The following is a 12,223-nucleotide window of genomic DNA, read 5'->3' as shown; positions in this document are numbered from 1 at the left end:
TCCTTAAGGGCGCGTTGAAAGGGCCGCCGGGCGGCCGATGGTTGAAGAAGGTGCGGAAGAAATCAAACGGTGGGTCAACCCATCACGCAGGGCCAAAGGCCCGTTTCCGGGCGTTTGAGCCCAGAGCGGATCGGCCTGCCGGATGGCGCTGGCCGAACGTGGATCGGGATCGAAGGCCAGAAGCACCAGGGCCGGCGCGCTCCAGTCAATCCGGTTGACCACACTGGCCACAGGCCGCCGGAAACGGCCCAGCCAGGCCATGGCCGGGGCGGCCAGGGCAGCGCCATCATAACCCGGACGGGCGACAACCGCAATCGGCATCGCCCGCGCCATATCGCGCCAGCGGTGCCATTGGTGGAATTGCGCCAGATTGTCTGCCCCCATGATCCAGATAAACCGGTCGCTGGGATAGCGCCGACGCAGGGCCTTGAGCGTATCGGCCGTATAGCGCGTACCGAACTCCCGCTCGATGGCGGTGACGCGGATTCGCGCAAGGCGGGCCTGCTTGACGGCGGAGGCAAAGCGCCGGGGCAGGGGGGCCATGCCCTCCACCGGTTTCAGCGGATTGCCCGGGGAGACCAGCCACCACACCTCATCCAGCCCCAGCGCGCGGAGCGCGCCAAGGCTGATGCGGCGATGTCCGCCATGGGCCGGGTTGAACGACCCGCCCAATATGCCGATGCGTCTCATGAGGTCAGTGCGTTACGGGCGTGTCTGCCCGGTTCCGCGCACCAGCCACTTGTAGGTGGTGAGCCCCTCCAGCGCGACCGGGCCGCGCGCATGCAGGCGCCCGGTGGCGATGCCGATCTCCGCGCCCAGGCCGAACTCGCCGCCATCGGCGAACTGGCTGGAGGCATTGACCATGACGATGGCGCTGTCGACGCGAGTGAGGAACTCCTCAGCCACGGCGTCATCGCTGGTGACGATGGCATCGGTGTGGCGGCTGGAATGCGCATCGATATGCGCCAATGCCGCGTCCAGACCATCGACAATCGCCACCGAGAGAATGGCGTCGAGATATTCGGTGTCCCAATCCGCATCGCTGGCGGGCAGGATGCGCGGATCGAGAGCGCGGGCGCGCGCGTCACCGCGAATCTCGCAGCCCGCATCGAGCAGATCGGCCACCACCGCCTGAGCCGCCGGGAAGGCCGCATCGATCAGCAGCGTTTCCATCGAGCCGCAGATGCCGGTGCGGCGCAGCTTGGCGTTCAGCACGATCGAGCGCGCCATGGCCACATCGGCGCTGGCGTGCAGATAAGTGTGGCAGATACCGTCGAGATGGGCGAGCACCGGAACGCGGGCGTCATTCTGCACGCGCTCGACCAGGCTTTTGCCGCCGCGAGGGACGATCATGTCGATCAGGCCCTGCGCCGTCAGCATGGCGCCCACCGCCGCGCGGTCCTGCGTGGGGATGAGTTGAACGGCCTCGGCAGGCACACCCGCCTTGGCCAGGCCCCGCTGGAAGGCGGCCATGATGGCGCGGTTGGAATGCACCGCCTCCGTGCCGCCACGCAGCAGCGCCGCATTGCCTGAGGCCAGGCACAGCGCCGCCGCATCGGCGGTGACGTTGGGGCGGCTCTCGTAGATGATGCCGATCAGGCCGATGGGCACACGCACCCGGCTCAGCGCCAGCCCGTTGGGGCGGCTGGAGGCATCGATCACCTGACCCACGGGATCGGGCAGGGCGGCAACCTGCGCCACGGCATCGGCGATGCCCGCAAGGCGCTTGGTATCAAGCTTCAGCCGGTCCAGCAGCGCGCCCGACAGGCCACGCTCCGCGCCCGCTGCCATGTCCTTGTCATTGGCGGCGAGGATGTCGGTTTCGGCGGCACGCAGCGCCTCGGCGGCGGCGATCAGAGCCGCGCCCTTCTGTGCCGTGGTCATCCGCGCCAATTGCGCCTGCGCCGCGCGGCCCGCTTTCGCCAGACGGGCGATCAACGCCTCTGGGGTCTCCGCAGCATGGGTTGCTGCGGGGGCCTCGGATTCGATCTGGGCGGTTTGCGTGTCGGTCATGGTGCAGCCCCCTAGCAGGAATATGGGGATATGTCAGGGGTTGAGTCTTTTTTGACTGTTTCAAGACAGGAAGAAGGAAATGCGAGGGCCATCGCCCTCGCGCTCCCTTTAATGTCTACCTTGCGCACAGGGTTCGGCCTTGCGCTCGGTTTGCCGCGCCGCAGGCCTTAAAATTCACTGCCTGCGGCGCCTTAGGTGGTACAGGTGGAGAGCCAATGCGCACCATATCGGCACCACTGCCGCTTCATCGGAAGACGTTATGGGAGCGCGAGGGGGTAACCCCCTCGCATCTTCTACTTTTCTAAATCCCTGAAAAACAAAACCCCCACAGAAACCTGCGGGGGTCATGCTTAGCTCAAAAAACGAAGCTTACTCGCCCCAGCCCGGAGGCGGCGTCTGCTGCTCTTCGTTCTCCGAGGCGCGCTTGGCGGCCAGCCATGCGGCGGCTTCGGCTTCCTGAGCGGCTTCCGAGGCGATGCGGGCCTGGGCCTGACGGGCGGCGCGCAGTTCCTCGATCAGCGCCTCGCGGTCGCTGCCCAGGCGTGCTGCGGTTTCCTCATCGTCGGGCTTGCCCTTGGCGGCCTTAGCGATCATCGCGTCCAGCTCGCGCTGCGAGCTGAGGCCGAGGGTCACCGGATCCTTCGCCGTGATGTTGGCGATGTTCCAGTGGCTGCGGTCGCGGATCGCGGCGATGGTGTGGCGGGTGGTGCCGATCAGCTTGCTGATCTGGGCGTCCGACACTTCGGGGTGGTTGCGCAGGATCCAGGCGATGCCGTCGGGCTTGTCCTGGCGCTTGGACACCGGCGTGTAGCGCGGGCCCTTGGTGCGGTTCACGGTGGCGGGCACCTTGAACATCTTGAGGCGATAGTTGGGGTCGTTCTGACCCTTCTCGATCTCGGCGTTGGTCAGCTCGCCCGAGCGGAGCGGATCGCGGCCGGTGTATTTGGCGCTGGTCAGGTCATCGGCCATGGCCTGCACTTCGAGGATATGCAGCCCGCAGAAATCCGAGATCTGCTCAAAGGTGAGCGCGGTGTTGTCGACGAGCCACGAGGCCGTTGCATGCGGCATCAGCGGGGTGGGCTGGGTCACGGGATCTTCTCCGGCGCGTTGGGGCGAAATCTGGTGAGACAGGCCCTACAGAAACAGCAAGGCCGCCCCTTACCGGAGCGGCCCTTCAACCGCGTTGCCTATCCGAAATCACCGCGTCCGGCAAGCAGAGTCTGTTGCAGGGGCAACGATTCAGTCCATGGGTCAGTCCATCGCCACATAGCCCGGCACGGCGGCCACGCGGGCGATCCACCGCTGGATATGCGGATAGTCGGCCAGTTGGAAGCCGCCCGGCTCGCAGACATGGGTGTAGGCGTAGAGGGCGATATCGGCCAGCGTGATGCTGTTGCCGACAAACCAGTCATGGGTGGCGAGATGCTCGTCCATCAGGCGCAGGGCGGCTTCGCCGGCGCTGCGCTTGGCGGAAAGCTGGGCGCGCTGCTGGTCGGAAAGGTTCTCCTCGCCCAGCTTGCCGAGCCAGAAACGCAGCGTCGCGACGTTGGGCTCATGGTTGTACTGCTCGAAGAACATCCAGCGCAGCATGTCGGCCTGCGCGAAGCGGTCCGTGGGGATCAGCGCCGAACCATAAGCCAGATACCAGCAGGCCGCGCCGCTTTCGGGCAGGAACGTGTCGCCCATTTCCAGCACCGGGATGCGGCCATTGGCGTTGACCTTGGCGAGGAACTCCGGCGTGCGGGTCTCGCCCTTGGTGATGTCGTAAAAGCGCCGCTCCAGTTCCACGCCGACCAGCGCGGCGGTCAGGCGGATCTTGTAGCAATTGCCGCTGAAGGGATCTTCATGGAGAACAAAGGCGTTGTTTGTTTCGGTCATTGGGGCGCCACCTCCAGCACGATCTTGCCGATATGGTCGCCCGCCTCCATCCGCGCATGGGCGGCGGCGGCGGCGGGCAGGGCGAAGGTCTGGTCCATGATCGGACGGCAGGCGCCACGCTCGATCAGCGGCCAGACGTTGCGCAGGATCTCCTGAGCGACCAGCCCCTTGAAGCCCACGTCACGCGCGCGCATCGTCGATCCGGTCAGGGTCAGGCGCTTGGTCATCACCAGCCACATCGGCACTTCGGCCTTGGCACCGCCCTGCACGGCGATGGTGACATGGCGACCATCCTCGGCGAGGCAGGCGATGTTGCGGGCCACATAGTCGCCCGCCACCATGTCGAGCACCAGTTGTACACCCTTGCCCTCGGTGATTCGCTTCACCTCGGCCACGAAATCCTGATCGCGGTAGTCGATGGCGTGATCGGCGCCGATCTCCTTCGCGCGGGCGCATTTCTCGGCGCCGCCGCAGGTGACGATCACCGTCATGTCGAAGGCCTTGCAGAGCTGGATCGCGGTGGTGCCGATCCCGCTGGTGCCGCCGTGAATCAGGATCGTCTCACCCTCGCGCGCCCAGCCGCGCTCGAACACATTGTGCCAGACGGTGAAGAGCGTTTCAGGGATAGCCGCCGCCTGATCGAGCGGCAGGCCCGCAGGCACCGGCAGGCACAGCGCCGCATCGGCCAGGCAATAGTCGGCATAGCCGCCGCCCGTCACCAGCGCGCAGACTTGCTGGCCCAGCAGCGCCTCATCCACGCCCTTGCCCAGCGCGACGATTTTGCCCGAAATTTCCAGTCCGGGAATCGGCGAGGCCCCCGGCGGCGGGGGATAATTGCCCTGTCGCTGTATCACATCGGGGCGGTTCACCCCGGCATAGGCCACCTTCACCAGCACCTGACCCGTACCGGGATGGGGCACCGGGGCCTGTGTGGGATGCAGAACCTCGGGCCCGCCGGGGGCTTCGAAGCCGACGACCGTCATGAAATCCGGGATTATTTCCGCCATCGCTACCCCGCCAGGCTCGGTAAACTCACGCTTGTCAGCCCTAAACGCGCAAGCGGTTGACAGCAAGCGCCGCGACGTCAAGGATGTGCTTCCAATGGAAGACGATGACCGCCCCGTTCCGTCCGGTGGCGTCAGCAAGGACGCCGCCCAAGCGCTCGCCAGCGAAAGCCTCGATCGCTATTCGCAGGACGAGTTGAGCGCCCGTATCCATTTGCTCGAAATCGAGATTGAGCGCGTCAAGGCGCATGCTTCGCGGGCCAGTGCCCACAGGCTGGCTGCCGATGCCCTGTTCAGGCCGCGCGCATGAAGGCGGGCGGGATCATTCAGGCCATGGGCATCCGGCGCATGAACGCTATGCGTGGAGCCCCCCCTCGCAATCCGGCGAGGGTGCCCCATATAGAGATTGTCGATGGAGCCGACTTCCGTGATCGGTTCCCACATCAGATCCCATGCGGACGCCAAAGCCGCATGGACCGCCAGCCCCTTCCGGGCGTTTCATTCCTCCAGCCCCGCTCGCTGTTTTCATCAGGCGCCCGTCCACACGGCGCCGACTCACGAACGTTGAGTTCCTAGCGAAAGTGCCAAGATGCCCAGTTTCGCCCAAAGCCTCGAAAAGACCCTTCACGCCGCGCTGGCGCATGCCTCGGAGCGCAGCCACGAATATGCCACGCTTGAGCATCTGCTGCTCGCGCTGATCGATGACGTGGATGCGGCTCAGGTGATGAACGCCTGCGGGGTTGACCTTGGCGAACTGTCCGAGGCGGTGAAGCAATATCTGGATCAGGAATATCAAAGCCTGAAAACCAAGGACAAGGCGGAACCCGCCCCAACCGCCGGTTTCCAGCGCGTGATCCAGCGTGCCATCCTGCATGTGCAATCCAGCGGGAAGGACACCGTCACCGGTGCCAATGTGCTGGTGGCCCTGTTCTCCGAGCGGGATTCCTATGCCGTCTATTTCCTGCAGCAGCAGGATATGAGCCGCCTGGATGCCGTCAGCTTCATCAGCCATGGCATCGGCAAGGGCGGCAAGCGCATCGAGGACAAGCACCCCAAGGGCGCGGAAGAAACCCCGCATGAGGACAAGCCCGAGACCAAGAGCGCATCGGCCAACAAGAAGGATTCCGCGCTCGACCAGTTCACGGTGAACCTCAATGAGAAGGCGCTGGGCGGCAAGGTCGACCCGCTGATCGGGCGCGGGCCCGAGGTGGACCGCACCATCCAAATCCTGTGCCGCCGTTCCAAGAACAACCCGCTCTATGTGGGCGATCCGGGCGTGGGCAAGACCGCCATCGCAGAGGGTCTGGCGCGCAAGATCGTCGAGGGCGACGTGCCCGAGGTGCTGGCCAATGCGGTGATCTATTCGCTCGATATGGGCAGCCTGCTGGCGGGCACGCGCTATCGCGGCGATTTCGAGGAACGCCTGAAGCAGGTCGTCTCCGAGTTGGAGAAGATGCCGCATGCCGTGCTGTTCATCGATGAAATCCACACGGTGATCGGTGCCGGCGCCACCTCTGGCGGCGCCATGGATGCCTCGAATCTGCTGAAGCCCGCGCTGTCGGGCGGCACGATCCGCTGCATCGGCTCGACCACCTACAAGGAGTTCCGCAACCACTTCGAGAAGGACCGCGCCCTGCTGCGCCGCTTCCAGAAGATCGACGTGAACGAGCCCAGCATCGAGGATACGATCAAGATCCTCAAGGGTCTGCGCACGGCGTTTGAGGATCACCACAAGGTGAAATACACCGCCGAGGCGATCAAGACGGCGGTGGAACTCTCCGCGCGCTACATCAACGACCGCAAGCTGCCCGACAAGGCGATCGACGTGATCGACGAGGTGGGCGCGATGCAGATGCTGGTGGCGCCCAGCAAGCGCAAGAAGACGATCACCGGCCGCGAGATCGAGCAGGTGATCGCCACCATGGCGCGCATCCCGCCCAAGAGCGTCTCGTCCGACGACAAGAAGGTGCTGGAGCATCTGGAGCGTGACCTCAAGCGCGTGGTCTTCGGGCAGGACAAGGCCATCGAGGTGCTGTCCCGCGCGATGAAGCTCTCGCGCGCCGGTCTGCGTGACCCGGACAAGCCGATCGGCTCGTTCCTGTTCTCGGGCCCGACCGGTGTGGGCAAGACCGAAGTCGCGCGCCGTCTGGCCGAGATCATGGGCATTCCGCTCCAGCGTTTCGACATGTCGGAATATATGGAGCGGCACTCGGTCTCGCGCCTGATCGGTGCCCCTCCGGGCTATGTCGGCTTCGATCAGGGCGGTCTGCTCACCGATGCCATCGACCAGCAGCCCCATTGCGTGCTGCTGCTCGACGAGATCGAGAAGGCGCACCCCGATCTGTTCAACATCCTGCTGCAGGTGATGGACAATGGCCGCCTGACCGATCACCACGGCAAGACGGTGGATTTCCGCAATGTGGTCCTGATCATGACCACCAATGCGGGGGCCAGCGACATGGCGCGCAACGGCATCGGCTTTGGCGACATCTCCAAGGCGGACGCCGGCGAGGAAGCGGTCAAGAACCTGTTCACGCCGGAATTCCGCAACCGTCTGGATGCCATCGTGCCCTTCGCCTACCTGCCCACCTCGGTCGTCAGCATGGTGGTGGACAAGTTCATCCTGCAACTGGAACTGCAGCTCGCCGACCAGAACGTCCACATCCAGTTCGACGCCGAAGCGCGCGCCTGGCTGGGTGAACGCGGCTATGACAAGCTCTATGGCGCCCGGCCCATGGCCCGCCTCATTCAGGACAAGGTCAAGCAGCCGCTGGCGGAGGAACTGCTGTTCGGCAAGCTGGCCCATGGCGGCGAGGTGAACGTCACGCTCAAGGATGATGAGGACGGCAAGCCCGCCCTCAACTTCCAACTGACACCCGCCGCGCCCAAGGTGGTCAACAAGAAGGCCCGCGGCCAGAAGAATGCGCCCGAAGCCCCCAGCAAGGCCGACGGCAAGGAGTAAGCGCTGGACCGCGCAAGAAGGGGCGCCACTCGCGAGGGTGGCGCCCTTTTTTGATTCAGGAAGAATAGAGAAATGCGAGGGCCATCGCCCTCGCGCTCCCTTTAATGTCGGCCTTGGCGCATCGGGTTCGGCGTTGCGCTCAGTTTGCCGCGCCGCAGGCATGAATCGTCAGCGCAACCTGTCATTTTGATTTGATTGCCTGCGGCGCCTTGTCTTGCGCTGGTACGCTCGGATCGGGAACCACCGCCGCTTCGTCGGAAGACGTTCCGGGAGCGCGAGGGGGTAACCCCCTCGCATTTTCCTTTTTAATCTTGCAACCCCAACAACTTGTCCCTTGAAGTCGCCCCACGCAGCAACGTCAATCGCGACGGCGCCACACCCAACCCCTGCGCCACCAGATCGATCACCGCGGCATTGGCCTTGCCATCCTCCGGCTTGGCGCGGACTTTGGCCAGCAGCCGCCCATCCGCGACCTCAAGCCCTTCCGAACGGGCCCCCGGCGTCACACGCAAGGCCAGGCGGCCTTCCTCATCCAGCAGAGCGCGAATGGCTTCCGCTTCCGGCAAATCAGCTTTGGGACGGGCCATCAGCCCTCCAGCGCCTCTCGATGCAGGCGACCGTTCGTCACATAGCGCGCCACGCCATCCTGCATCGCGGCCAGTTGCTGGTCGTTCAGGGTGCGGCTGAAGGCGGCTGGGCGGCCAACCCATAGCTCTCGGGGCGGGATCACCTTGCCGGGGCTCAGGAGGGCTCCTGCGGCCAGCATGGCGTCGCTGGAGATGCGGGCGGCGTCCATCACCATGGCGCCCATGCCGACGAAGGCACGGTCTTCAAGGATGCAGCCGTGGATCATGGCCATATGGCCCACCAGCACATCCTCACCGATCAGTGTGGGGAAGCCGTCGGGACGGTTCGGCTTGGGGGAATCGCAATGGACGACGCTGCCGTCCTGAATGTTGCTGCGCGCGCCGATGCGGATGTGGTTCGCATCGCCGCGAATAACGCAATTGTACCAGATGGAAACGTCGGGCCCGATCTCGACATCGCCGATGATGCGGCAGCCGGGAGCGATAAAGGCGCTCTCATGGATGCGCGGCCAGATGCCCTTGAAGGGGGCGATGGTGATATCGGGGCGCTGAGTCATGGCCTGTGGATACGGTAAAGCCGGTGCAGGCGCAAAGGGTGGCCCTCGGGCAGGGAGGGATGCTCGAAATCCTCGTCTGCCGCGCGGGTCATGCCGATGCGCTCCATCAGGGTCCAACTGGCGCGGTTGTCGGGAACGGTGATCGCAACGATGGTCGGCATGGGGCGGTTGGCCCAGGCCCATGCCAGCGTGGCCCGCGCCGCCTCCTGCGCATAGCCCCGGCCCCAGGCATGGCGCATGAGGCGCCAGCCCACCTCATACTCCACCAGCGGATCGCGGGGAGGGGCCATCCCGCACATGCCGAGGAAAGCGCCATCCTCGCGCCGTTCCAGCGCCCAGAAACAGTGCCCATGCTCGACCTGCATCGCCACGCCACGCGCTAGCGCGGCATCGGCCCCGGCGCGATCCAGCGCGGGCAGATAGCGCATAACCTCCTCATCCTGAGCCATCGCCCAGAAAGGCTCGCGGTCCGAATCCCGCCAACTGCGCAGGATCAGCCGCTCGGTCTCAAGGCGGAAATCAGCCATTCAGCAGGCGCGCGGCATGGGCCGCATGGTACGTCAGCACCCCCGAGCAGCCCGCACGGCGGAAGGCCAGCAGCGTTTCCAGCACCATCGTGTCACGGTCGGCGGCGCCGGCGGCCACGGCATGCTCGATCATCGCATACTCGCCGCTGACCTGATAGGCGAAGACCGGCACGCCGAATTCGTCCTTCACGCGGCGGGCGATGTCCAGATAGGGCAGGCCGGGCTTGACCATCACGCTGTCGGCGCCCTCGGCCAGATCGATGGCGACTTCGCGCAGGGCCTCGTCGCTGTTGGCAGGGTCCATCTGATAGGTCTTCTTGTCGCCCTTCAGCAGCCCGCGCGAGCCCACCGCATCGCGGAACGGGCCATAAAAGGCGCTGGCGTATTTGGCGGCATAGGACATGATCTGCACGTTCTGGTGGTTGGCGCCTTCCAGAGCCGCGCGAATGGCGGCGATGCGGCCATCCATCATATCGCTCGGCGCGATGATATCGGCGCCGGCATTGGCCTGATTCAGGCTCTGGCCGACCAGCGTTTCCACCGTGGCATCGTTGAGCACATAGCCGTTGTCATCGATCAGCCCATCCTGCCCGTGCGAGGTGTAGGGATCGAGCGCCACATCGGTCAGAATGCCGATATCGTCGCCGCAGGCGTCCTTGATGGCGCGAATGGCGCGGCACATCAGATTGTCCGGATTGAGCGCTTCCTTGCCGTCCTCGCTGCGGCGCTCCTTCTGGGTGTAGGGGAATAGGGCGAGGCAGGGGATGCCGAGGCTCACCGCCTCCTTCGCGCGCTCCACCATCAGATCGACACTCCAGCGCGAGACGCCGGGAAGGCTGGCGATGGGATCTTCCACACCTTGGCCATCGGCCACGAACAGCGGCCAGATGAGGTTGGCGGGGGTGAGGATCGTCTCGCGGTGCATCGCGCGGCTCCAGGGGGTGGAGCGGCTGCGGCGGGGGCGCTGGGCGGGGAAGGGGGCAAGGATGGTCTGGGTCATATGGGAGGTCTAGACCCGATAAAGGCAAGGGGGAATGCGATTTTGGTCGAAAGGGGAAGAAGAGGAAAATGCGAGGGCCATCGCCCTCGCGCTCCCGTTAATGTCTACGCTGCGCATCATCTCATCGCGGCGCCATGCCGCGAAGCGGCTTTCATTTATGGCCTCCGGCGGTAGAGAGGGAGCGTAAGGCTGCGCACTTGCGCCCCCTCTCGTCGGGAGACGTAATGGGGGTGCAGGGGGCGTAACGCCCCCTGCTTGTCTCTTCCTAGGAACCTTCACATGAAAATCGCCAGCTTCAACATCAACGGCATCAAGGCCCGCCTGCCGCGCCTGCTGGAGTGGCTGGAAGAGACGCGCCCCTCGGTCGCCTGCCTGCAGGAGATCAAGACCCAGGACGAGGGCTTCCCCGCCGATGAGTTCGAGAAGATCGGCTATCACGCCATCTGGCACGGCCAGAAGGGCTTCAACGGCGTGGCGATCCTGGCCGATGGCGAAAAGCCCGTCGAAACCCAGCGCGGCCTGGCCGGAGAACCCGAGGATGAGCATTCCCGCTACATCGAGGCCGATGTTTTCGGGGTCCGCATCGCCGGCATCTATCTGCCCAACGGCAACCCGCAACCCGGCCCAAAGTTCGATTACAAGCTGCGCTGGATGGAACGCCTGCGCAACCGCATGGCCGAGCTGCGCGCTCTGGAAATCCCGGTCGTGGTGACAGGCGATTTCAACGTCATCCCCACCGATCGCGACATCTGGTCCCCCAAGGCCATGGCCGATGACGCGCTGATGCAGCCGGAATCGCGTGATGCCTATCTGCGTTTGCTCAACGATGGTTGGACGGACGCCATCGCCACCCACAATCCCGATGGCGGCGTCTGGACCTATTGGGACTATCAGGCCGGAGCATGGCAGCGCGATCATGGCTTCCGCATCGATCATGCCCTGCTCTCGCCCGAGGCAGCGGATCGTCTGGTGGCTTGCGGAGTCGACAAGGACCATCGCGGGCGGGAAAAGGCCAGCGACCATGCGCCGATCTGGGTTGAATTGCGGAAGTAAGAAAAGAAGCGGATGCGAGGGGGTTACCCCCTCGCGCTCCCATGAATGTCTAGGCTGCGCATCATCTCATCGTGGCGCCATGCCGCTTCCATTGATGGCCTCCGGCGGTGGAGAGGTCACGCACCACGATGCCCTAAACGCTTCCCCATCGTCGGGAGACGTAACGGGGGTGCAGAGGGCGTAACGCCCCCTGCTGTTACCCTTTCCCCTTCAACTCCGCGATTTCCTTCCTGAGCGCGGCCATGGTCGCCAAAGGCCCGCGCACATATTGATCCAGCGTCGGCAGGCTGGCCACATCCACACCAGCCTCTTGCGCATAATGATCGATGATCGCCCCGGAATCAGGCAGATACCGCCCCGGCGCGATCTGGGCGATGGGGAAGGTCACCTTCTCGACATGCGGCTCCAGCTCGGCGCGGATCGCCGCCTCCTGATCATCGCCGGGCACGAAGACGCGCAGTTCGAAGCCGCCGATCAGCCCCGCCTCGAGCAGAAACAAACGCAGCTTCAGGCACCATGGGCAGCGGTCCTTGAGATAGAGAACCGGGCGGAAGGGCGTGGTGGTCATTGGGGCGCTCCGTGCGAGGTCAGATCACCGGTCTAACTCCCGAGCCACAAACAACAAGGCCCTCTGTTCCACGT

At 64.8% G+C, this 12,223-nt stretch carries 13 protein-coding genes; 3 read left to right on the top strand and 10 right to left on the bottom strand.

What is annotated here, in order from left to right; genetic code table 11:
• Nucleotides 1-3: 3 nt before the first annotated feature.
• The 5 genes from ABDW49_RS00735 to ABDW49_RS00715 all read right to left on the bottom strand — a co-directional run bounded on the left by ABDW49_RS00735 (nucleotide 4) and on the right by ABDW49_RS00715 (nucleotide 4,898).
• Nucleotides 4-690: a nicotinate-nucleotide adenylyltransferase gene (locus tag ABDW49_RS00735; protein WP_343608962.1), complete on the bottom strand. Its 687-nt coding sequence runs from the start codon at nucleotides 688-690 to the stop codon at nucleotides 4-6.
• Nucleotides 691-702: 12 nt separating this feature from the next.
• Nucleotides 703-2,013, bottom strand: coding sequence for a glutamate-5-semialdehyde dehydrogenase (locus ABDW49_RS00730; RefSeq protein WP_343608961.1), 1,311 nt, complete (start codon nucleotides 2,011-2,013; stop codon nucleotides 703-705).
• Between the two features lie 369 nt (nucleotides 2,014-2,382).
• Nucleotides 2,383-3,102 carry a DUF1013 domain-containing protein gene (locus tag ABDW49_RS00725; RefSeq protein WP_343608959.1) on the bottom strand — a complete coding sequence of 240 codons (720 nt, stop codon included), beginning with the start codon at nucleotides 3,100-3,102 and terminating at the stop codon, nucleotides 2,383-2,385.
• A gap of 162 nt (nucleotides 3,103-3,264) precedes the next feature.
• Nucleotides 3,265-3,891 (bottom strand): glutathione S-transferase family protein, encoded by a 627-nt coding sequence (locus ABDW49_RS00720; RefSeq protein ID WP_343608957.1) that lies wholly within the window; start codon nucleotides 3,889-3,891, stop codon nucleotides 3,265-3,267.
• Nucleotides 3,888-4,898, bottom strand: a complete 1,011-nt coding sequence (locus ABDW49_RS00715; RefSeq protein WP_343608955.1) for an NAD(P)H-quinone oxidoreductase — start codon at nucleotides 4,896-4,898, stop codon at nucleotides 3,888-3,890. The genes ABDW49_RS00720 and ABDW49_RS00715 overlap by 4 nt, the downstream gene beginning before the upstream one ends.
• 94 nt (nucleotides 4,899-4,992) lie before the next feature.
• On the opposite strand from ABDW49_RS00715, the gene ABDW49_RS00710 reads away from it, so the two are divergent.
• Both ABDW49_RS00710 and clpA read left to right on the top strand, forming a co-directional pair.
• Nucleotides 4,993-5,205 (top strand): DUF1192 domain-containing protein, encoded by a 213-nt coding sequence (locus ABDW49_RS00710; protein WP_343608953.1) that lies wholly within the window; start codon nucleotides 4,993-4,995, stop codon nucleotides 5,203-5,205.
• A gap of 279 nt (nucleotides 5,206-5,484) precedes the next feature.
• Nucleotides 5,485-7,857, top strand: a complete 2,373-nt coding sequence (gene clpA, locus ABDW49_RS00705; protein ID WP_343608952.1) for an ATP-dependent Clp protease ATP-binding subunit ClpA — start codon at nucleotides 5,485-5,487, stop codon at nucleotides 7,855-7,857.
• A 305-nt stretch (nucleotides 7,858-8,162) separates the two neighbouring features.
• Here the strand turns inward: clpA and ABDW49_RS00700 are convergent, their stop codons facing one another.
• Genes ABDW49_RS00700 through hemB form a run of 4 tightly spaced genes read right to left on the bottom strand, consistent with a single transcriptional unit; the run spans nucleotide 8,163 to nucleotide 10,528 of the window.
• Nucleotides 8,163-8,444: a DUF167 domain-containing protein gene (locus ABDW49_RS00700; protein ID WP_343608951.1), complete on the bottom strand. Its 282-nt coding sequence runs from the start codon at nucleotides 8,442-8,444 to the stop codon at nucleotides 8,163-8,165.
• On the bottom strand, nucleotides 8,444-9,001 hold the full coding sequence (locus tag ABDW49_RS00695) for a gamma carbonic anhydrase family protein (RefSeq protein WP_343608950.1): 558 nt from the start codon (nucleotides 8,999-9,001) through the stop codon (nucleotides 8,444-8,446). Before ABDW49_RS00695 ends, ABDW49_RS00700 begins: the two co-directional genes overlap by 1 nt.
• Complete coding sequence (locus ABDW49_RS00690) at nucleotides 8,998-9,528, bottom strand: GNAT family N-acetyltransferase (protein ID WP_343608948.1); 531 nt, start codon at nucleotides 9,526-9,528, stop codon at nucleotides 8,998-9,000. Before ABDW49_RS00690 ends, ABDW49_RS00695 begins: the two co-directional genes overlap by 4 nt.
• Nucleotides 9,521-10,528 (bottom strand): porphobilinogen synthase, encoded by a 1,008-nt coding sequence (gene hemB / locus ABDW49_RS00685; protein ID WP_343608946.1) that lies wholly within the window; start codon nucleotides 10,526-10,528, stop codon nucleotides 9,521-9,523. Before hemB ends, ABDW49_RS00690 begins: the two co-directional genes overlap by 8 nt.
• Before the next feature lie 279 nt (nucleotides 10,529-10,807).
• Between hemB and xth the strand changes: the two genes are divergently transcribed.
• On the top strand, nucleotides 10,808-11,581 hold the full coding sequence (xth, locus tag ABDW49_RS00680; RefSeq protein WP_343608944.1) for an exodeoxyribonuclease III: 774 nt from the start codon (nucleotides 10,808-10,810) through the stop codon (nucleotides 11,579-11,581).
• A 196-nt stretch (nucleotides 11,582-11,777) separates the two neighbouring features.
• Here the strand turns inward: xth and ABDW49_RS00675 are convergent, their stop codons facing one another.
• Nucleotides 11,778-12,149: a glutathione S-transferase N-terminal domain-containing protein gene (locus ABDW49_RS00675; RefSeq protein ID WP_343608942.1), complete on the bottom strand. Its 372-nt coding sequence runs from the start codon at nucleotides 12,147-12,149 to the stop codon at nucleotides 11,778-11,780.
• Nucleotides 12,150-12,223: the final 74 nt, after the last annotated feature.

The sequence above is a fragment of the Novosphingobium sp. genome (assembly GCF_039595395.1).
In the GTDB taxonomy this organism is placed as follows: Bacteria; Pseudomonadota; Alphaproteobacteria; order Sphingomonadales; family Sphingomonadaceae; genus Novosphingobium.
The sequence above is the reverse complement of the archived record's forward strand: the minus strand, read 5'-3'. Positions and strand labels throughout refer to the sequence as shown.